Raw genomic sequence first — 19,097 nt, forward strand, 5'->3', positions numbered from 1 at the left:
TTCGTGGTTGTTGCCTCTCTACCCCGGGACTCTGTTGCGCCACGGCGACGACACGCCGCCAACGAGCCTTGACTCCTCAGCGCCAGCCTTAAGTTGACGGCGTTGGGGCTAGGGCGGCCCGGGTAACGGTCTGCTCGTGTCGCTTCCCACCCGTGGAGGGGGTGGGAAGCAACCGCGCCGAACCGTTACCCGGTCACTAGGCGTCCGCGGCCGCCTGGGCGAGCGGCAGCACCCGGTAGGGGACCTGCTCGGCGAGGGTGATCACGGTGCTGGAGCGGACGATGCCGCTCATGTCCAGGACGTTGTCGATGACCCGCTGCAGGTCGCTGTTGGAGCGGGCGACCACGCGAGCCCACATGTCGCCGGCGCCGATGATCGTGTGCGCCTCCAGCACCTCCGGGATCTTCGCGAGGTGCGCGGCGACCGACTCGTGGCCGGCGCCCTGCCGGATCTCCAGGGTGAGGAACGCGGTGACCGGATAGCCGATGGCGCCGGGCGCGAGCGCCGGACCCCAGCCCGTGATCACCTCGCGCTGCGCCAGCTTGTCCAGCCTCGCCTGGACGGTGCCGCGGGCCACGCCGAGCCGCCGCGACGCCTCGAGCACGCCGATCCGCGGCTCGTCGGCGAACAGCGCGATCAGCTGAGCGTCGAAGGCGTCGAGGCCGGTCACAGTCCGGACGAGGAGCCGAGGTCGGAGCCGCCGTCCCTGCCGCCCGGCCCCACCCGGCGGCCGCTCGCCCGGCTGAACCGCCACACCGCGAGGTTGATCGCGGCGATGATCAGCACCGCCACCACGATCACCAACCAGATCGGAACGTCTTCCAGCATGCAGCTCGCCTACCTTTCGGTCCCTTTCGGGAAGTCTGACTATGCAGATTGACTAGCGTTTCACTCCACTGTTGCACAGTTTGTCTGACCGCGACACGCTTGCAGCATGACGACGACTTCGACCGGCGGCGCGCTGACCGCCGAAGAGCTCAAGGCAGACCTGACGGTGGACCAGCTCAAGCAGCTGGTCGGACTCGTGGAGTACGACGCCAGCAGTGACGTCTTCCCGGTGACCGCGATGGACGCGGTCGGCTTCGTGGTCGGCAACGCCACCCAGACCGCGACCTTCTACCAGCTGGCGCTCGGTATGGAGCTCGAGGCCTACCGGGGCCCAGAGACCGGCTGCCGGGAGTCGAAGTCGTACGTGCTCCGCTCCGGCTCGGCGCGTTTCGTGTTCACCGGCGGTGTGACCCCGGACAGCGCCGTACTCGACCACCACCGGCACCACGGCGACGGCGTGGTCGACCTGGCGCTTGAGGTTCCCGACGTCGACAAGTGCATCGAGCACGCCCGCTCGGTCGGCGCGACCATCCTGGAGGAGCCGCACGACGAGACCGACGAGCACGGCACGGTCCGGCTGGCCGCGATCGCGACTTACGGCGAGACCCGGCACACCCTGGTCGACCGCTCGAAGTACGACGGCCCGTACCTGCCCGGCTTTGTCGCCCGCAGCTCCACCGTGGCCCGCCGTGAAGGTCACCCGAAGCGGTTGTTCCAGGCCATCGACCACTGCGTTGGCAACGTCGAGATCGGCAAGATGGACGAGTGGGTGACCTTCTACAACAAGGTCATGGGCTTCACGAACATGGCTGAGTTCATCGGTGACGACATCGCCACCGAGTACTCCGCGCTGATGTCGAAGGTCGTCGCGTCCGGCAACCACCGGGTGAAGTTCCCGCTCAACGAGCCGGCGATCGCGAAGAAGAAGTCGCAGATCGACGAGTACCTCGAGTTCTACGACGGTGCCGGCTGCCAGCACATCGCGCTGGCCACCAATGACATCCTGCGCAGCGTCGACATCCTGCGCGACAACGGCATCGAGTTCCTCGAAACCCCGGACTCCTACTACGACGACCCGGAGCTGCGCGCCCGGATCGGTGAGGTGCGGGTGCCGATCGAGGAGCTGAAGAAGCGCAAGATCCTGGTCGACCGCGACGAGGACGGCTACCTGCTGCAGATCTTCACCAAGCCGATGGGTGACCGCCCGACCGTCTTCTACGAGTTCATCGAGCGGCACGGCTCGCTCGGCTTCGGCAAGGGCAACTTCAAGGCCCTGTTCGAGGCGATCGAGCGCGAGCAGGAGGCCCGCGGCAACCTCTGAGCCGGAGACGGACTGGGGCAGATCTGGGCCCTTGGTGTCATGCGTGCCGCTTCCTCACGGGACTAGCGTCGATTGGTCTGCCAGTCCCGCTTGAGAGGAGAGCGCACATGAAGTACGTCATCGCATGGGAGCGATTGCCGAACGCCACCGAGCAGACGCTTGCCCGGTCGCTGGAGGTCTTCGGCAAGTGGTCGCCGAACGAAGGGGTCAACTTCCTGCAGTTCCTGGGCCGAGTCGACAGCCGCGGCGGTTTCGCCGTTGTGGAGACCGACGACCCGTCGCTGATCTCCAAGGACATCGCGCCGTTCGGCGCCTGGTTCGACTTCACCATCTACCCGGTGCTCGAGATCGCCGACACCGCCGCGATCGGCGCAGAGGCGGTGGCGTTCCTCGCGTCGGTCAGCTGACCGGCGCCGTACCTAGTGGTCACGCCCGGAGGTTCATCGGGGCCTGAGCGGTCAGGGCACGCACATCGCTGCGTTGTCGTCGGTCGACGGGCCGCCGGCCCGCCTCCCTCCGACGCCTTGCGCTGCACGCACCCTGACCACTCAGACCCTCGACGAACCTCCGGGCGTGCCCACTAGCTAGCGCTGAATTCCGAAGGACGCCCGCACCGACGCTGCGAGCGACCGGTAGCTGTTGCGTACGGCGCGGCCGGCCGCTGCGATCGCGCGCACGACCGGCCGGAACGGCCAGTAGATCGCGCGAGCCAGCCAGGCGATGCCGCTGCCGATGGCGGCCAGGCCACGCCAGATCTTGGTCGCCATCCACTCGGCGGCGCGCCAGGCACCCACCAGGGGTGGGCCGATCCAGCGCCAGACCCAGCGCGCGGCGACGGCGATGCCGTGCCCGATCCAGACCGCGACCGCGGCGATGCCGAGCCCGATCCACTTCAGACCGCGGAACAGCCACTCGCCAACGAAGACGAACGGCGTCAGCAGGATCAGGAGAACCCAGCCGACGGCCGGCCCGACCAGCCGGCCGAACCAGGCCAGCCCGAGCCAGATCTGCCGCCCCAGCCAGGCCAGCCCCTGGGCGATCTGCACGCACAGCCAGCGGACCGGCAACAGCAGCCACCACAGGAGGCGGCCCAGCGCCACCAGTCCGCGCTCGAGCTGCCGCCCGATCCAGCGGAACACGTCCCGCGCCAGCACGAACGGCAGCAGCGGGAGGGCCAGGATCGGGTGTACGCGGGTCGGTTGCTCGTTCACGCCGGACATCATGTCCTATCGCCTGCGTTCGCAAACGTAAATCGCCGATAGTCCAGAACGGTTGACATCAGATCTGGCCACGAGGTGATGTCAAACGTTCTGGACTATCCCGGCCGGGCGCGCAGGAACTCCTCGAGGCCGGGGAGGTCGTCGGTGTTGAGGTGGTCGACGCCGGCGTCGACGAGCGCGGTCCAGAGCCGGGTGCGGGCGCGGCCGGGTCGGTCGCGGGTGCCCCAGAACCGGAACCGGTAGCCCTCGGCGTGGGCGCGGGCGACCATCTTGCGCAGCCGGCGCCGCTCCCAGAACGGCATCGGCCCGATCCCACGCCACAGGAACTGCTTGCGCCAGTCGGTGCTCACCAGCGGCATGAATGTCGCCGGCAGGCCGCGGCCGAGGTCGTCGAGGCGGCCGTCGTAGCCGGTGTATCGGACCGGCTGCGCGCGCATCACGTCGAACGGTCGCTTGCCACTGACCACCACCTCGACCGGGCCGCGGCGCACCGTGTCGCCGGCGTACGACGTCAGGATGTCGGCGTGGGCGTGCAGCAGGTCGTGCAGCGCCAGGTAGGTCTGGCTCGGGTCGCTCTTGATATCGACCATCAGCTGGAGCGACTGAGTGGTCCCGGGGTAGTTCGCGCCGGTGGCGGTGAGCCGGCGCCGCAGCGGCCCGAGATAGAGCTGCTCCAGCGTGTAGCCCTCGCGCACCGCGTCCCGGTCGTGGGCGACCGACAGCACGCCATCGATCAGCCAGATGTCGGCCTCGATGCTGGTGAAGCCGTGGCTGAGGGCGTCCTCCAGCGGCCGGCCGCGGTCGCAGTCCAGGTGTGAGTGGGCTCGGGCCAGCGGTACGACGCCGGCCCGGGCCCCTACCCAAGACTCAGGCTCCGAGCTCATGGAGCCATTTCACACGATCTCTGCCTAAGCCGGGTCGTGGGCGCGCAGGAAGGCCCGCAGACCGGGCAGGTCGTCGGTGTTGACCTGGTCGACGTCGGCGGCGACCAGCTCCTGCCAGACCGCGTCGCGGGCGAGGCCGGCGACATCGGGCGTCGCCCAGAACCGGATCCGGTAGCCGGCGGCGTGGGCCTGCTCGACGATCTCGTGCAGCCGCTGCCGCTCGTGGATCGGCATCGGGCCGACCCCTTGCCAGGTGAAGTGGCGGGTCCAGTTGTCGCTGACCAGCGGCATCACCTCGTCCGCCAGGCCACGGGAGAGGTCAGGCAGGCGGCCGTCGTACCCGGCGTACCGCAGCTTCTGGGACTGGATCAGCGGCAGGTCGCGGTTGCCGGAGATGACCGCGTCCACGGCCTGCTTCTGCTTGTGGCCGTTGCGGTAGGTGGTCATGATCCGGCGGTACTCCGCCAGCGCCTGGTGTACGGCGCGGTAGGTCGGCGTCGCCTCGCTCTTCACGTCGATCAGCAGCTGGAAAGTGCCCTTCCACTTGCGATAGACCGAGCCGTTGTTCTCGCGGACGCGCTGCGCGAGCGGCCGCAGGTAGAGCGACTCCAGCGTCCGGCCGGGCACCGTCTGGTTGAGGTCGTGGGCGACCCGCAGCTCGCCGTCGACCAGCCAGACGTCGGCCTCGACCGAGGTGAAGTCGTTGGCCAGCGCGTCCTGGAGCGGGCGGGCGTGCTCATAGTCGTTGTGGGCGTGCGCGCGGGTGAGCGGCGCGCGGGAGGTACGGGACTTGTAGGCCTTGGGCAGCCTCAGGCCGCGGTCGGCCATCAGCTCGCGGAGCCGGTCCGGGTAGTCGGTGATGATCCCGTCGACGCCCTTGTCCATCAGCGAGGCCATCGTCGCCTTGTCGTCGACGGTCCACGGGACCACCTTGATCCCGTTGTCGTGGGCGCGCTGGACCATCTCCGTGGTGACGTAGGGCCGGTACGACGGCTGGTCGACGGTGCCGTCCTGCGGGAAGCCGTGCACGGGGGAGAAGGTCGTGGCGCCGAACGTCTTGATCGCCGCGATCGGGTCGTCGCCGTACTCGTCGATGTCGATGCCGCCCAGCCACGGCGACGCGCCCGGCTGGTCGACCTGGAGGAAGTCGTAGTTGGTGAGCGCGACCAGCGGCAGCCGGCGCTCGACCTGGCGCATCCGCATCAGCGTGCCCCAGTCGAAGCTCTGGATGGTCACCTGGCGCAGCAGCCGGGCGGCGCGAACCTCGGCCACCACTTCTTGCACGAACTGCTCGCGCGGCGCGGTCTCGTGCGGCGCGCCCGCCTCGACCTTGGTCTCGACATTGAGCTTCACGCCGTACGCACGGTGCTCGCGGACCAGCCCGAAGACCTCGGCGAGGGTGGCCATCCGCTCGCCTGGGTGCAGCTCCTGGTTGGGGTGCTGGGGGAGGCGCTGGCTGCCGCAGTCGAGGGTGCGGACCTGGGCGAGGGTGAGGGTGTTGACGAACTTGCCGGCGTACGGGAACTCCGGGTCGCCGACCGTCACCGGCGCGGTGTCGCGGCACTTGTTGCCGTTGACCCGGCGGTCGTGAGTGACCACCGCGACCCGGTCCTCGGTGATCTGGACGTCGAGCTCGAGCGTTGAGACGCCGAGCTCCAGGGCCTTGGCGAACGCCGGCAGCGTGCTCTCGACGGTGAGGCCGAGGCCGCCCCGGTGGGCTTGGAGGTCGAACTCGCGCTCGCTCGCGGCCTGGGCGGCGGCGTACGGCGTGAGGATACTGGCGAGGACGGTGAGCACGACGAAGGGAAACCGAGATCTCTTCATGTCTCCATGACAGGGATCCCAGTCCAACGCCGGGTGGCCGGCACCCGAAGTTGGGGTGGCGGCTCAGCGAGCGGTCGAGGGTGGGATGTTGGCGTTGAGGTGGAAGATGTTGTCCGGGTCGTACCTGTCCTTGACCGCGACCAGGCGCGCCAGCTTGGCCGGCGAGTAGGCGCGGCGGACGCCCTCGATGCCTTCGTCGGACATCGCATTGACGTACTTGCCGCTCGCGAACGGCTCGATCGTGCGGCCGTACCGCCGCGCCGCGTCGATCCGGCCCTCGTCCTCGCCGGCGTCGTCCCAGCGGCTGGCGGCGACGAACTCGAACATGGTGTCGCGGCGGCTGTACGCCGTGTCGGCGTCGGCCACGCCGGCGATGGCGCCGCCGTACGCCTGGAGACTGGCTGCGGGGAGCAGGTCGCCGTGCCCGTCTGGGGTGCCGCGCAGCAGGAACGCGTCGATGGCGTCGTCCGGAAGCGCGTCGAGCAGGTGGCCCTTCCAGTAGCGCCGGTAGGCGTGGTCCTCGACGGTGTCGTCCATGGTCTGCAGCTCGAGGTAGGACATCGGCTGCACCCGCTCGGCGACCGGACTGCCGAGCCCGCGCAGGTCGGCGAGCAGGCTCTCGGCGTCGGCCGGGTTGCCGACCCAAACGGTGCCGACGTAGGCCAGCGGCCGTCCCTGCAGCTCGGTGGGCACCCAGGGCTGGGAGGCGCTGCCGACCCAGGCGGTGAAGGTGGCCCGCCGGTCGGCCTCCGCGTTGAGGTCCCGCCAGCGCCGGAACACCTCGGCGGCAGACTCGATCGGGTGGTAGAACTCGGCCACGATCGACCGAGTGTCGGTCCGGTGTAGCTGGAACTCGAACTCGGTCACGATCCCGAAGTTCCCACCGCCACCGCGGAGCGCCCAGTACAGGTCGGGGTGCTCGTCGGCGCTGGCCCGGACCAGGTCGCCTGCGGCGGTCACCACCTCGAACGAGACCACGTTGTCGCAGGTCAGGCCGTACTGGCGGGCCAGCCAGCCCATCCCGCCGCCGAGGGTCAGCCCGCCGACGCCGGTGTGCGAGACGTTGCCGGCCGTCGTGGCCAGGCCGTGCGGCAGCGAGGCCACGTCGAGCGCGCCGAGCAGCGCCCCGCCCTGCACCCACGCCCGCTGCCGGTCCGGGTCGACCCGGACCGCGGCGTACGGCGTGAGGTCGAGCATCAGCCCGTCCTCGGGTACGCCGTGGCCGATCACGCTGTGGCCGCCGCAGCGGACGCCGAGCTCCAGGTCGTGCTCGCGGGCGTACCGGACGGCCGCGACCACGTCTGCCGTACTCGCGCAGCGCACGATCACTCGCGGCCGCCGGTCGACCATCGCGTTCCACACCGCGCGGCAGCCGTCGTAGCCGTCGTCGCCGGGCAGCAGGACCTGTCCGTCGAGCGCGGTGGCGAGAGATCGGGCGGTGGCGTCGGTCATGGTGGTCATGCACCGCACCGTGGCACAAGCGACAGCCGGGCCGCCACCAGAATTCCTAGGGTGGCGACCCGGCGTCTCGGACGCGGATCAGGTCAGACGCGTCCGCCCTCAGGCGCTCCGTCGACCGACAGCTCCAGCTTGGAGCCGTACGGGAGCGCCTGCACCAGCCGGAGCTTGGCCAGCGCCGGGTGGTCGTCGAGCAGCTTCGCGGCGTTCGCGAGCGACCGCAGGGCTGCGGTCTCCGCGCGCGCCGCGTCGAGCTGGGCCTGGGCCTTGTGCCGGCCGGTGACCAGCTCGGCGTACGCCGCCCGCAGGTCGGCCGGCAGCAGCACGTCGCGGACGACGACCTCGTGGACCGTGATGCCGACCGTCGCGCCGGCCCCCGTGGCCGCCGTGGTCAGCATCGGTCCGAGCGTGCGCCGCGCGGTGGCAACCGCGTCCTCGGCGGTCGCGTCGGAGAGCGCGTCGCGCAGCGCGACCTGGACGGCCAGGTAGACCTGGGCGAACGGGTCCGCCATCTGCTCCACGAACACGACCGGGTCGGCGACCGACCACCGGATCGTGGCCGACACCTTGACCGAGATGCCGTCGCTGGTCGGCACGTCCTGCGGCGCGACGACGTCGAGCCGCTGCCGGAGGTCGACGGGCAGGTAGCGGCCGTCGCGCACCCGGCGGTACTTGCCGGCCTCGAGGACGCGCGTCGCCCGGCCGGGCACTTGCTCGAGCAGGCAGTGACCGGGGCTGACGATGGTGGAACGGAACATGACGGCGCCTCCTCTCGTTTCGTGCGGCCGTCGTAGGGCGGTCTTCTTCTGTCGTGCGGAGTGACGCCGGGCGCGGCACGCGGCACCGCGGGGTCGAGCCCGTCGTACTGACCGGGCCCGCCGCAAGGCGCTGCCACGCTGGCGCCGCGCCCGGCGGCACCCATGGTTGGAGGGAGTCGAACCCTCGGCTTCAAGGCCGATTACCTGAGGCCGTTTCCACGGCTCGGGGAGCGAGGTACGACGCGCAGGACCCGGTCTCGGCACACCGTCCGGGCTGCTGATCTCGCGAGGTCAACGGTAGGCGCGGGTCGGCTCGCGCTGCCACCGATTTACCGCCGCCACCTGGCACGATGAGCGGATGCCGTCCTACGTCGGGTTCCTGCGCGCGATCAACCTCGGTGCCAAGCGGACGTTCCCGAAGGACGCGATCCGGTCCTGTCTGGAGGGCTCAGGGATGACCGAGGTGGAGACCTACATCAATACCGGCAACGTCCGGTTCACGACAACGATGCGCTCGCGCGCCCGGATCGAGACGCTGCTGGAGGAGTCCTTCCTGGCCGACCGCGGCTTCGAGGTGCCGACCATGGTGTTCACGCCGGCCGAGATCCTCGATGTCGCCGACGACGCCGAGGACCTGGCGATGGGGCACCCGAACGTGCTCGCGCACTACATCACGCTCTACAAGCGACCCCCGGCCGCCGCCGCCGTGGCGGCCCTGGCGGACTCGTCGTACGACGGCGAGGTAGTGCACGTACGGGACCGGGCCGCGCACGTGCTGCTGCTCAAGAACTTCCACGAGGCCAAGGTGCTCAACTCCAAGCAGTTCGCCGCGCTCGGCACCGGCACCGCCCGCAACGTCACGGTAATCCGCGCGGTGGCTGAGAAGTGGTGCTGAGGCCCTAGAACGGCGGCTTGCCGAGGCCGGCGATCCGATAGCGGCCCCATGGGTCGAGGTCGCTGAGCCGGCCGGTGGCCACGCCGTGACCGGTGTCGATGCTGACGATTGTCCCGCTATTGAAGGCGACCTCGACCCGGGGGTGCGAAGCGTGCGCTAGCACGCGTCCCCACCAGTGGAAGCGGCCGTCGAGCGGCTGGAACTCACCGCGCATCTTGACCTCGACCTGCAGCGCGCCACCGGCCTCGTCGGTCAGCGTCGCGGGGCCGTCGTACTCCGCGCCGGGTTCGTGATGGGTCATGCCTGCTCCTCCTGCGGGGGTACGGCGCGCAGCGGCGCCACCTCGGCGATCGGGGCGCCGTACTCGCCGGCGATCCCGTTGAACGCATGCCAGATGAACTCGCTGGTGTAGCGGACCATCGCCTCTCGGGACATGGTCCCGCGCTCCAGCCACCACTCGCCGGTGGTCATCCCCAGCCCGACCAGGCCGTGCGCCCACGGCTCGGCGCCACCGGCGTCCAGCCCGAGCTCGCGAAGCCCGTCACCGAGGATCCGGGAGAAGCCGGCAGCGATCATCGCCTTGCCGCCCGCGACCGTGCCGTGCGGGTCGTCGTGGTGCCGGACCACCAGCAGGAACACGTGCTTGTGCTCCTCGATGGTGCGGAAGTAGGCCTCGACGCCGGCGGTCACTCGGTCACGCGGCGGCAGGTCGGCGGCAATGACGGGCAGGATCGCGTCGGCGATCTGCTGCGCGCCCCACTCGCCGATCGCGGCGAGCAGCTCGGACTTGTCGGCGAAGTAGCGGTAGATCACCGGCTTGCTGACCCCGGCCTCGGCGGCTATCTCGGCGATGCTCGCGTCCGGCCCGATCTGGTCGATGGCGCGGACCGCCGCCGCCACGAACTCCTCGCGGCGCTGCTCGCGGTGGCCGTCCCACCGGGCCGCGCGCCCGTCGCTCTTGACCCTTCGCGTCATGTGGGTCAGGCTACACGTAAGGCGTTACCCGAGGTAACAGTTACCTGTGTTCTCGCGAAAGGCTGGGCATGACTACCGAGCTGAACCACCCCGTCTCGGCCCGGCTGCTGCGCTCGACGGCGAAGCAGTCCTACGACCCCGAGGTCGACATCGACTGGGAGGCCGAGCGTGTCCCCGGCCTCTATGCGATGCGCCCGGAGCGGATGTCGCTCTACGGCACCAAGACCTGGGACCGGCTGAGCGAGGAGCAGCGGATTCTGCTGTCCGAGCACGAGACCGCCAGCATCGCCAGCGTCGGGCTGTGGTTCGAGATCGTGCTGATGAAAGTGCTGCTGCGCGAGGTCTACAGCGCCGACCCGCGCGCCGAGCGCACTCAGTTCGCGCTCACCGAGATCGGCGACGAGACCCGGCACTCGGTGATGTTCGGCAAGTCGCTTGCCGCGATGGGGATGCCGGCGTACGGACCGCGCAAGCTTGTCTACGAGCTCGGCCGGCTGTTCCCGCTGCTCACCGGCGGACCCGGTGCGTACGCCGCGATCCTGCTCGGCGAGGAGCCCGCCGACCGCTGGCAGCGCGAGGTGATGAACGACGAGTCGATCCAGCCGCTGGTGCGGATGGTGATGCGGATCCACGTGCTGGAGGAGGCCCGCCACGTCACCTTCGCCCGCGAGGAGGTGATCGCCCGGGCGCCGAGGATGTCGAAGGCCGAGCGCGCCTGGCAGCAGTTCCTGATCGCCCAGGTCGCCTACGTCACCATGCGCTCGCTGGTCCACCCGCAGGTGTACGCCTCGGTCGGGCTCGACCCGATGGAGGCCCGGCGCGAGGCGCTCGGCAACCCGAACTACCGGGAGACCATCGCCTGGATGGGCGAGAAGGTGATGCCGTTCCTGCAGGAGCACGGCATGGTCGGCAAGGCGCACCACAAGGTCTGGCGCGGCTCGTTCCTGATGCGCTAGCCGACGGTGACGCCGGCCGCCCGCATCTCCTCGACGGCCTTGGTGCTGGACGCTGGGGCGACGCCTGCGACCAGGTCGGTGAGCAGCCGGGTCTGGAAACCCGCCTCGACCGCGTCGAGCGCGGTCGCCCGCACGCAGTAGTCGGTCGCGATCCCGCACACGTCGACGTCGGTCACCTCGTGCTTGCGCAGCCAGTCGGCGAGGCCCTGGCCCTGCGTGGTCTTGCCCTCGAAGCCGGAGTACGCCGCGGCGTACTCGCCCTTGAGGAAGATCGCGTCGAACGGCTGTGGGTCCAGGTTCGGGTGGAACGCCTCGCCGTCGGTGCCGACCACGCAGTGCCGCGGCCAGGACTCGACGAAGTCCGGCCGATCGGAGAAGTGCGAGCCCGGGTCGATGTGGTGGTCCTTGGTCGCGACCACGTGGGCATAGTCGGCGGCGTTGGGGTCCTTGTTGCTCCAGTGGTGGAGGATCTCGGCGACGTCGTGCGCCACCTGGGCGCCGCCGGCCACCGCCAGCGACCCACCCTCGCAGAAGTCGTTCTGCACGTCCACGACGATCAGTGCCCGCTTCATACTTCGGAGAGTAGTGCTGTCCACGCGTCTCCGGGAGGTCTGGCGCGCCGCCGCGCTCAGATGTGCAGGGTGTCCAGGACCGGCTCGCCCCTCGACATCTGCTGGGCCGCGAGGGGGAGCTCGGCGCGGGAGGCGGCGTGCCGGTCGCGGGCGGCGTCGAGGGGCTCGCGACCGACGATCTCCCCGCCCCGCACCAGCGGCACCAGCAGTGCACGGTCGTCGCCATCGTCCACCGGCGGCTCGCCGATCCCGATCACCTCGGCCTCGGCCACGCCCGCGGCATCGCGGCGGCGCAGCGCCCACTTGCGGCCGCCGATCGAGATCTTGTCCTTGCTCTTCTTCGCCACCGGCACCATCTCGCCGTCGTCGCCCTCGCGCAGCACTAGTTTGTAGACGAAGCCGCAGGTCGGGTGGCCGCTGCCGGTGACAAGCTGGGTGCCGACGCCGTACCCGTCGACCGGCGCGGCGGCGAGCGCGGCGATGGAGTACTCGTCGAGGTCGCTGGTCACCACGATCTTGGTGCCGGTCGCGCCGAGCGAGTCGAGCTGCCGCCGGACCCGACGGGCCATCACGCCGAGGTCGCCGGAGTCGAGCCGCACCGCGCCGAGCGACGGCCCGGCGAGCTCGACGCCGAGCCGCACCGCATCGGTGACGTCGTAGGTGTCGACGAGCAGCGTGGTGCCTTCGCCGAGGGAGGCGATCTGGGCGCGGAAGGCGTCGGCCTCGGTGTCGTGGAGCAGGGTGAAGCTGTGGGCGCTGGTGCCGGTGGTGGGTACGCCGTACCGCTGCCGGGCCGCCAGGTTGGACGACGACACGAAGCCCGCGACGTACGCCGCCCGCGCGCAGGCAACCGCCGCCTCCTCGTGGGTACGCCGGGAGCCCATCTCGATGCACGGGCGGTCGCCGGCGGCCAGCGTCATCCGGGATGCGGCGGAGGCGATGGCGGAGTCGTGGTTGTAGATCGACAGCAGCAGCGTCTCCAGCAGCACCGCCTCGGCGAAGCTCGACTCCACCATCAGCAGCGGCGAGTAGGGGAAGTAGGCCTCGCCCTCGGCGTAGCCGGTGATATCACCGGAGAAGCGGTACGACGCCAGCCAGTCCAGCGTCGCGTCGTCGACCACCGCGTGCTCACGCAGCACGGCGAGCGACTCGTCGTCGAAGCGGAACCGCTCGACCGCGTCAAGGGCCCGGCCGACGCCGGCGACCACGCCGTACCGCCGGCCCTCGGGGAGCCGGCGCGGGAACAGCTCGAAGACCGATCGCCGGTCCGCGGTTCCGGACTTGAGCGCCGACTGGAGCATCGTCAGCTCGTAGTGATCGGTCAGCAGCGCAGTGGACATGTCCGGAGACTATCGACCGACCTGCGCTCGCGAAGCGAGCCCGCGGAACGCGAGCGCAGCGAGCCTGTTCCGCGGAACAAAGGATGAGCCCGCCGCAGGCGGTCCGAGCCTTTCCGGACCGAAGGCCCTGGTGTGTCACGATGTTGGGGTGTCTGCAGCGAGTCCCGTCGAGGTCGAACCCGACCTCACCCCCGACGAGATCACCTTCCTGGCCAAGCCATGGGTCACCATCGTCTGGAACGACCCGGTCAACCTGATGTCGTATGTGACGTTCGTCTTCCAGAAGTACTTCGGCTACGACAAGAAGAAGGCCGAGAAGCTCATGCTGGAGGTCCACAACGACGGCCGCTCGGTGGTGTCGACCGGGACCCGCGAGGAGATGGAGCGCGACGTCCAGGCGATGCACGAGTACGGCCTCTGGGCCACGACGGAGCGGGCATCTTGAGCAGCGGCTTCACTCGACATCGCCGCAGCGGTCTGGTGATCGCCAACTTCACCGGCTTCGAGGCCGACCTGCTGCGCTCGCTCGCCTCCCAGCTGGTCGAGCTGCTGCGCAACGAGGCGGCCGTCCCCGCCGAGACGCTGGACCCGTTCGAGGCGATGATGGACTTCTCCGGACCGACCTCGGCGCCGGAGGACCCGGTGCTCGCGCGGCTGTTCCCGTCGGCATACACCGAGGACGAGGAGGCTGCGGCCGAGTTCCGGCGGTTCACCGAGGGCACCCTGCGCGACGGCAAGGCGGCCGCGGCGGCGACGATCATCGACGACCTCGAGGAGGCCGGGCTGCCGGCCGAGCTGAGCGAGGACGGGCTGCACGTCGACGTCGAGCTCGACGACCCGTCCGCGGAGACCTGGATGCGCTCGTTCACCGACATCCGGCTCGCGCTGGCCACCCGGCTCGGCGTCGAGGACGACGACCAGGACTACTGGCGCCAGCTCCCCGACGACGACCCGCGCGCCCAGGCCCACGACATCTACGAGTGGGTCGGCTACCTCCAGGAGACCCTGGTCGACGCGCTGAGAAAGGGCTGATCCGCCCGTCAGCAGCCGTCGCGGAGCATGCCGGGCCGGTGCCCTTTCGAGGCCTCGATGAAGGTGATCCGCGAGTTCGGCCCGAGCTCCTCCGGAGTCGCATTGAACCCGAACCCGAGCCAGCCGTCGCCGTTGCCGGGGAGGAACACGGCGGCCTGGCCGTAGTCGTTGGCGTGTGGCGCGGTCAGCTCCTTGCCGTAGGTGTCGCGCAGCGCCCGCAGGCTATTGCCGATCGAGATGCCCTCGGCGGTCTCCAGGCCGTCCCGGGTCATGCCGAGGGAGCCGATCGCGCCGGTCTGGTCGGCGATTACGTCGAGTCCTTCGTTGAGCTGGCCGGCCCACTTCCAGTAGGTACCCTCGCAGGCGGACTCTTTCTCGATGTCGGCGGCGAGATACCCGGCGTCGACGTACTTGTCCACGTTGTCGCCGACCCGCACCATCCCGAACGTCCCGGGCGAGATGTTGCCGAGCTCCAGCGGCTCGCCGTCCGGGCCGGTGAGGTCGGCGGGTGACCACGACGGTCCGCGGCGCTCGTCGCGGTTCTTGGCGACCAGCGGCGGTACCTGGGGACTCTCCTCGCTGTCATCCTCAGCCTCGGTGGGGTCCGTGGTCGGGTCGCTCGGCGGATCGGTGGTCGGGTCCTCGGTGGGGTCCTCGGCGGGGTCCTCGGCGGGGTCCTTGGTCGGATCCTTGGTCGGCTCCTCGGCCGGCGTCGGTTCCTGGCCGCTGGACGGCGGGGGAGCGGTGTCGTCGTTCAGCCGCTTGACCAAGTAGCCGGCGCCGATGCCGACGACAGCGCTGAGCACCACCAGGACGGCGATGAGCTTCGGTTTCATGAGGACCTCCTCGGACCGCCGTTCGGCGGCGCTCTGCCAAATCTGATGCCCGGACCGGCAGGAGAGTTCGGGAATGTGACGCTGCCGCCGATAGTTGCAGGTGGCCATGACACGGGTGCGGTTGGGTGTGGTCGGGCTGGGTGCGATGGGGTCGGAGCTGCTGGCGGTGGCCGCGGCGCATCCGGAGTACGACGTCCGGGTCGCCGTCGATCTCGACCCGGCTGCCCGAGCCCGGGCTGCGGACGCTCACCCCGGCCTGGTCGTCACCGGATCGGTCGGCGAGGTGTTCTCCGCCGACCTCGACGCGGTGTACGTCGCGACCCCGCCGCGCACCCACGCCGATCTGTCCCTGCGTGCCCTGGAAGCGGGGCTGGCGGTGTTCTGCGAGAAGCCGCTCGCGATAGACCTGGACGAGGGCGAGGCGATGGCGAAGGCCGCTGTCGCGGCCGAGGCCGCGACCGGCGTCAACTTCGCGCTCTCCGACCGGGCCGCCGTACTCGAGGTCGAGCGGGCACTCCGGTCCGGTGAGCTCGGCGACCCGCGCTCGGTCGAGATTCGGCTCGCCTTCCCGCAGTGGCCGCGCGCGTTCCAGGCCGACGCGCTGTGGCTCGACCGGCGTGAGCAGGGTGGCTTCCTGCGCGAGGTGTTCTCGCACTTCGCTTACCTCACCGACCGGCTCCTCGGCGAGCTCACGCCGGTGTGGCGGGACGTCCGCCGGCCGGCGGACCCGGACGGCGCCGAGGTGGCGGCGACCGCGGTGTTCGAGGTGGGCGGCGTCCCGGTGCGGCTCTGGGCCGAGGCCGGCAGTGCCCGCCCCGAGACCTACGAGTGGACCCTGCACGGCACCGACCGCTCCTACCGGCTCACCGACTGGGGCGACCTGGCGATCTCGACGGGAGACGCGTGGCAGCCGGTCGAGGTGACCGGCGAGCGCGGGTCCGAGCACACCCGGCTGACCGCCTTCGCTGCCGCCGTACGACGGGAGCCGGCGCCCAACCTGGCCACCTTCGCCGACGCACTGCGCGTGCAGCGCGTCGTCGAGGGGCTGTTCGGCTCAGCCGAGCGGCGTGAATAGCTCGACCGCGTTGCCCGAGGGGTCCTCGACGATGACCTGGCGTACGCCGCGACCTTCGATCACACCGCTGCGGAAGGTCGCGCCGGCGAGCCGGTCGACCTCGGCCGCCACATCGTCGACCTCGAGCATGATCCGGCTCCAGCCGCCCGGCTCGGGAAGGGTGCCGTCAGGCATCGCCTGACCCGCCCCACCGCCGCCACCGGGGACGTTGAGTGCGAGCTGCAGGTCGTCGCGGCGCAGCATCGCGAAGCCTGGACCGGGATGCATCTCGACGGTGAAGCCGAGCCGCTCGTAGAAGACGATCGCCTGGTCGACGTCATGGACGATGTACCGAAACCTGGCCATGCTCCATCCTCACGCGTCCCGCCGACCGCCGCGTCCGTGGGCTGAGCGCCTGTCCCAGGATGCGGACCGGCTGACCTACGCTTGAGGCGTGCTGACCATCGACCGATCGACGTACGACGCGATCATTGCCCACGCCAAGCGGGACCACCCCGACGAGGCGTGTGGCGTGGTGGCCGGTCCCGAGGGCAGCGACCGCCCGGAGCGGTTCGTGCCGATGGTCAACGCGGCCGGCAGCCCGACCTTCTACGAGTTCGACTCGACCGAGCTGCTGCACCTCTACAAGGACATGGACGCGCGCGACGAGGAGCCGGTCGTGGTCTACCACTCCCACACCGCGACCGAGGCCTACCCGAGCCGCACCGACATCGGCCTGGCCAGCGAGCCCAATGCCCACTACGTGCTGGTCAGCACCCGCGAGCATGGGAATAACGACGGCCCGGTCGAGTTTCGGTCGTACAGAATCGTCGACGGCAAGGTGACCGAGGAAGAGGTCGCGGTCGTCGACACCACTGACACGGAGAGTGAAGCGTCATGACCATCGAGGTCCGGATCCCGACCATCCTGCGCACCTACACCGACGGCAAGAAGGCGGTCGACGGCGAGGGCGCCACCCTCGCCGCGCTGATCGACAACCTGGAGGGCAACCACCCGGGTCTGCGCGAGCGGCTGCTCGAGGGCGAGGACCTGCGCCGGTTCGTCAACGTCTACATCAACGACGAGGACGTCCGCTTCATCGGCGGCCTTGAGGCCGAGCTCAGCGACGGCGACCAGGTCGTCGTACTCCCTGCTGTCGCCGGGGGTTAGCCCGCCATGAGGTACGACGATCTGCTCCAGTCGGTCGGCGGTACGCCGCTGGTCGGCCTGCCGCGGATCTCGCCGAGTCCTGACGTCCGGATCTGGGCCAAGCTCGAGGACCGCAACCCGACCGGCTCGATCAAGGACCGGCCCGCGCTGAAGATGATCGAGCGGGCGGAGAAGGACGGCGTGCTCCGCGCCGGCTGCACGATCCTGGAGCCGACGTCCGGCAACACCGGGATCTCGCTGGCGATGGCCGCCAAGCTCAAGGGCTACCGGCTGGTCTGCGTGATGCCCGAGAACACCTCGGAGGAGCGCCGGGTGCTACTGCGGATGTGGGGCGCGGAGATCGTGTCCTCGCCCGCCGCGGGCGGCTCCAACGAGGCGGTCCGGGTCGCCAAGAAGATCGCGGAGGAGCACCCCGACTGGGTGATGCTCTACCAGTACGGCAATGACGCCAACGCCCTTGCCCACGAGGAGGGCACCGCCCCCGAGATCCTCGCCGACCTCCCCGAGATCACCCACTTCGTGGCCGGTCTCGGCACCACCGGCACCCTGATGGGCGCGTCCCGGTTCTTCCGGCGGGCCAAGCCCGAGGTGCGGATCGTCGCCGCCGAGCCGCGGTACGGCGAGCTCGTCTACGGCCTGCGCAACCTCGACGAGGGCTTCGTGCCGGAGTTGTACGACGCGTCGCTGATCGACGCCCGGTTCTCGGTCGGCCCGCGCGACGCCGTACGCCGGGTGCGGGAGCTGCTGGAGCTGGAGGGAATCTTCGCCGGAGTCTCGACGGGGGCCATTTTGCACGCCGCGCTCGCACAAGCCGCAAAAGCGGTCAAAATGGGGGAGCGGGCCGAGATTGCGTTCGTGGTCGCAGATGGCGGCTGGAAGTACTTGTCGACCGGTGCCTATGAAGGCACGATCGACGAGGCGGAGGACCGGCTGGAGGGTCAGCTCTGGGCATGAGTGCGGTGTGAGGGTGTGAGTTGAGGACGTACGAGGCGGATTCGACGCCACCGGTGCAGCTCCTGCAGGCACTGGGGCTCTCGCCTGCCGCCGCCACGGTCTACCTGCGCCTGGTCACCGGCGTCTCCGAGTCGGTCGAGGACCTGCAGGAGTCGGTCTCGCTCGACGAGGCCACGGTCGTGGGCGCCGTCGGTGACCTGCTCACCATGGGCCTGGTGCAGATGATCGGGGACCTCGTCGCCGCCTACCCGCCGCGCCCCGCGCTGGAGTCGATGGCCGAGCGCCGCGCCCGTGAGGCATCGCTCGCCCGGGAGTCGGCCGAGGCGCTGGCCCGGGTCTGGAACGCCCACGTCGACGCCCCGGCGTACGTCGAGCTGCTGACCACCACGGCCGCCGTACAGGAGGCCTCGGAGCGGATCATGGACGAGGCCGAGAAGGAGATCCTCGGTCTGTCCCACGGACCGCTCGGAGACGCCGACCTGGAGCCCGAGGTCGCCGACGGCCTGCTCGACGCCCTGGCCCGCGGAGTCAGCATCCGCGCCGTGTACGGCGCCCAGATCCTCAAGAACCCGGCCGGGCTGCGGGCGATGCAGATCTGCATCGACCACGGCGAGCAGGCCCGGGTCTTCCCCGACATCCCGCTGAACCTCGTCATCGGCGACCGGTTCCTGATCATGGTCACCTCTGCCGACGGCCCGGAGCGACTGCACGGACTGCTGGTCCACCGCTCGCCTCTGTACGACGCGCTTCACGCGCTGTTCGAGTCGCTGTGGACGATGAGCGTCTCGCTGCCGACCGCGCTCACCGCCGACCGCGGCAAGGACCAGATCACCGAGGACTCGCGCCAGCTGCTGGTGATGCTGAGCGTCGGCCTCACCGACGAGTCGATCGCCCGCGAGCTTGGCGTCAGCGAGCGCACCGTCGCCCGCCGCGTCGCCCGGCTGCAGGAGATGCTCGGCGCTCAGAGCCGGTTCCAGCTGGGCGCCCAGGCGACCCGCCACGGCTGGCTCTAGGAGCCCC

General features: G+C 70.2%; 24 protein-coding genes. 11 read left to right on the forward strand and 13 right to left on the reverse strand.

The window, feature by feature from the left end:
* Nucleotides 1-196 precede the first annotated feature (196 nt).
* Both DDV73_RS24170 and DDV73_RS28130 read right to left on the reverse strand, forming a co-directional pair.
* Nucleotides 197-670, reverse strand: a complete 474-nt coding sequence (locus tag DDV73_RS24170) for an Lrp/AsnC family transcriptional regulator (RefSeq protein WP_109509840.1) — start codon at nt 668-670, stop codon at nt 197-199.
* A complete protein-coding gene (locus DDV73_RS28130; RefSeq protein ID WP_154402890.1) occupies nt 667-828 on the reverse strand; it encodes a hypothetical protein in 162 nt (53 codons plus the stop codon). The genes DDV73_RS24170 and DDV73_RS28130 overlap by 4 nt, the downstream gene beginning before the upstream one ends.
* A 106-nt stretch (nt 829-934) precedes the next feature.
* On the opposite strand from DDV73_RS28130, the gene hppD reads away from it, so the two are divergent.
* Together hppD and DDV73_RS24180 are read left to right on the forward strand one after the other, a co-directional pair.
* Complete coding sequence (gene hppD, locus DDV73_RS24175; RefSeq protein WP_109509841.1) at nt 935-2,149, forward strand: 4-hydroxyphenylpyruvate dioxygenase; 1,215 nt, start codon at nt 935-937, stop codon at nt 2,147-2,149.
* A gap of 107 nt (nt 2,150-2,256) precedes the next feature.
* Nucleotides 2,257-2,556, forward strand: a complete 300-nt coding sequence (locus DDV73_RS24180; RefSeq protein ID WP_109509842.1) for a DUF3303 domain-containing protein — start codon at nt 2,257-2,259, stop codon at nt 2,554-2,556.
* Between the two features lie 177 nt (nt 2,557-2,733).
* Here DDV73_RS24180 and DDV73_RS24185 read toward each other — a convergent pair whose 3' ends face one another.
* From DDV73_RS24185 to DDV73_RS24205, 5 genes are all read right to left on the reverse strand, one after another.
* The gene (locus DDV73_RS24185; RefSeq protein ID WP_154402891.1) at nt 2,734-3,360 is read right to left on the reverse strand and encodes a hypothetical protein; all 627 of its coding nucleotides are present in this window, start codon (nt 3,358-3,360) and stop codon (nt 2,734-2,736) included.
* Between the two features lie 104 nt (nt 3,361-3,464).
* Nucleotides 3,465-4,253, reverse strand: a complete 789-nt coding sequence (locus DDV73_RS24190) for a phosphatidylinositol-specific phospholipase C/glycerophosphodiester phosphodiesterase family protein (RefSeq protein ID WP_109509844.1) — start codon at nt 4,251-4,253, stop codon at nt 3,465-3,467.
* A gap of 24 nt (nt 4,254-4,277) precedes the next feature.
* Nucleotides 4,278-6,077, reverse strand: a complete 1,800-nt coding sequence (locus DDV73_RS24195; RefSeq protein ID WP_109509845.1) for a glycerophosphodiester phosphodiesterase family protein — start codon at nt 6,075-6,077, stop codon at nt 4,278-4,280.
* 63 nt (nt 6,078-6,140) lie between these two features.
* On the reverse strand, nt 6,141-7,538 hold the full coding sequence (locus DDV73_RS24200) for an FAD-binding oxidoreductase (protein ID WP_240617453.1): 1,398 nt from the start codon (nt 7,536-7,538) through the stop codon (nt 6,141-6,143).
* 83 nt (nt 7,539-7,621) lie between these two features.
* Complete coding sequence (locus DDV73_RS24205) at nt 7,622-8,293, reverse strand: slipin family protein (protein ID WP_109509846.1); 672 nt, start codon at nt 8,291-8,293, stop codon at nt 7,622-7,624.
* A 358-nt stretch (nt 8,294-8,651) separates the two neighbouring features.
* On the opposite strand from DDV73_RS24205, the gene DDV73_RS24210 reads away from it, so the two are divergent.
* A complete protein-coding gene (locus DDV73_RS24210) occupies nt 8,652-9,188 on the forward strand; it encodes a DUF1697 domain-containing protein (RefSeq protein ID WP_109509847.1) in 537 nt (178 codons plus the stop codon).
* Between the two features lie 4 nt (nt 9,189-9,192).
* Here the strand turns inward: DDV73_RS24210 and DDV73_RS24215 are convergent, their stop codons facing one another.
* Together DDV73_RS24215 and DDV73_RS24220 are read right to left on the reverse strand one after the other, a co-directional pair.
* Nucleotides 9,193-9,489: a DUF4873 domain-containing protein gene (locus tag DDV73_RS24215; protein ID WP_109509848.1), complete on the reverse strand. Its 297-nt coding sequence runs from the start codon at nt 9,487-9,489 to the stop codon at nt 9,193-9,195.
* Nucleotides 9,486-10,163: a TetR/AcrR family transcriptional regulator gene (locus tag DDV73_RS24220; RefSeq protein WP_109509849.1), complete on the reverse strand. Its 678-nt coding sequence runs from the start codon at nt 10,161-10,163 to the stop codon at nt 9,486-9,488. Before DDV73_RS24220 ends, DDV73_RS24215 begins: the two co-directional genes overlap by 4 nt.
* Before the next feature lie 68 nt (nt 10,164-10,231).
* Here DDV73_RS24220 and DDV73_RS24225 point away from each other — a divergent pair, with 68 nt between their 5' ends.
* Nucleotides 10,232-11,119, forward strand: coding sequence for an AurF N-oxygenase family protein (locus DDV73_RS24225; RefSeq protein WP_109509850.1), 888 nt, complete (start codon nt 10,232-10,234; stop codon nt 11,117-11,119).
* Here the strand turns inward: DDV73_RS24225 and DDV73_RS24230 are convergent.
* Together DDV73_RS24230 and DDV73_RS24235 are read right to left on the reverse strand one after the other, a co-directional pair.
* Nucleotides 11,116-11,691 (reverse strand): nicotinamidase, encoded by a 576-nt coding sequence (locus DDV73_RS24230; protein ID WP_109509851.1) that lies wholly within the window; start codon nt 11,689-11,691, stop codon nt 11,116-11,118. The two genes, DDV73_RS24225 and DDV73_RS24230, sit on opposite strands and share 4 nt — an antisense overlap.
* A 56-nt stretch (nt 11,692-11,747) precedes the next feature.
* The gene (locus DDV73_RS24235) at nt 11,748-13,031 is read right to left on the reverse strand and encodes a nicotinate phosphoribosyltransferase (RefSeq protein WP_109509852.1); all 1,284 of its coding nucleotides are present in this window, start codon (nt 13,029-13,031) and stop codon (nt 11,748-11,750) included.
* Nucleotides 13,032-13,179: 148 nt separating this feature from the next.
* Between DDV73_RS24235 and clpS the strand changes: the two genes are divergently transcribed.
* Together clpS and DDV73_RS24245 are read left to right on the forward strand one after the other, a co-directional pair.
* A complete protein-coding gene (gene clpS, locus DDV73_RS24240) occupies nt 13,180-13,476 on the forward strand; it encodes an ATP-dependent Clp protease adapter ClpS (RefSeq protein WP_240617454.1) in 297 nt (98 codons plus the stop codon).
* Nucleotides 13,473-14,063 carry a DUF2017 domain-containing protein gene (locus tag DDV73_RS24245; RefSeq protein WP_109509854.1) on the forward strand — a complete coding sequence of 197 codons (591 nt, stop codon included), beginning with the start codon at nt 13,473-13,475 and terminating at the stop codon, nt 14,061-14,063. The genes clpS and DDV73_RS24245 overlap by 4 nt, the downstream gene beginning before the upstream one ends.
* A gap of 8 nt (nt 14,064-14,071) precedes the next feature.
* Here DDV73_RS24245 and DDV73_RS24250 read toward each other — a convergent pair whose 3' ends face one another.
* A complete protein-coding gene (locus tag DDV73_RS24250) occupies nt 14,072-14,899 on the reverse strand; it encodes a hypothetical protein (RefSeq protein ID WP_109509855.1) in 828 nt (275 codons plus the stop codon).
* 106 nt (nt 14,900-15,005) lie between these two features.
* On the opposite strand from DDV73_RS24250, the gene DDV73_RS24255 reads away from it, so the two are divergent.
* The gene (locus DDV73_RS24255) at nt 15,006-15,974 is read left to right on the forward strand and encodes a Gfo/Idh/MocA family protein (protein WP_109509856.1); all 969 of its coding nucleotides are present in this window, start codon (nt 15,006-15,008) and stop codon (nt 15,972-15,974) included.
* Here DDV73_RS24255 and DDV73_RS24260 read toward each other — a convergent pair.
* A complete protein-coding gene (locus tag DDV73_RS24260) occupies nt 15,954-16,319 on the reverse strand; it encodes a VOC family protein (protein ID WP_109509857.1) in 366 nt (121 codons plus the stop codon). The genes DDV73_RS24255 and DDV73_RS24260 overlap by 21 nt on opposite strands.
* 88 nt (nt 16,320-16,407) lie before the next feature.
* Between DDV73_RS24260 and DDV73_RS24265 the strand changes: the two genes are divergently transcribed.
* The 4 genes from DDV73_RS24265 to DDV73_RS24280 are packed head-to-tail and all read left to right on the forward strand — an operon-like array spanning nt 16,408 to nt 19,090.
* On the forward strand, nt 16,408-16,854 hold the full coding sequence (locus DDV73_RS24265) for a M67 family metallopeptidase (protein ID WP_109509858.1): 447 nt from the start codon (nt 16,408-16,410) through the stop codon (nt 16,852-16,854).
* Entirely contained in the window at nt 16,851-17,123 is a 273-nt protein-coding gene (locus tag DDV73_RS24270; RefSeq protein ID WP_109509859.1) for a MoaD/ThiS family protein, read from the forward strand. The genes DDV73_RS24265 and DDV73_RS24270 overlap by 4 nt, the downstream gene beginning before the upstream one ends.
* 6 nt (nt 17,124-17,129) lie before the next feature.
* Nucleotides 17,130-18,077, forward strand: a complete 948-nt coding sequence (locus tag DDV73_RS24275; RefSeq protein ID WP_109509860.1) for a PLP-dependent cysteine synthase family protein — start codon at nt 17,130-17,132, stop codon at nt 18,075-18,077.
* 20 nt (nt 18,078-18,097) lie between these two features.
* Entirely contained in the window at nt 18,098-19,090 is a 993-nt protein-coding gene (locus DDV73_RS24280) for a helix-turn-helix domain-containing protein (RefSeq protein WP_109509861.1), read from the forward strand.
* Nucleotides 19,091-19,097: the final 7 nt, after the last annotated feature.

The organism is Nocardioides speluncae (assembly GCF_003121585.1).
In the GTDB taxonomy this organism is placed as follows: domain Bacteria; phylum Actinomycetota; class Actinomycetes; order Propionibacteriales; family Nocardioidaceae; genus Nocardioides; species Nocardioides speluncae.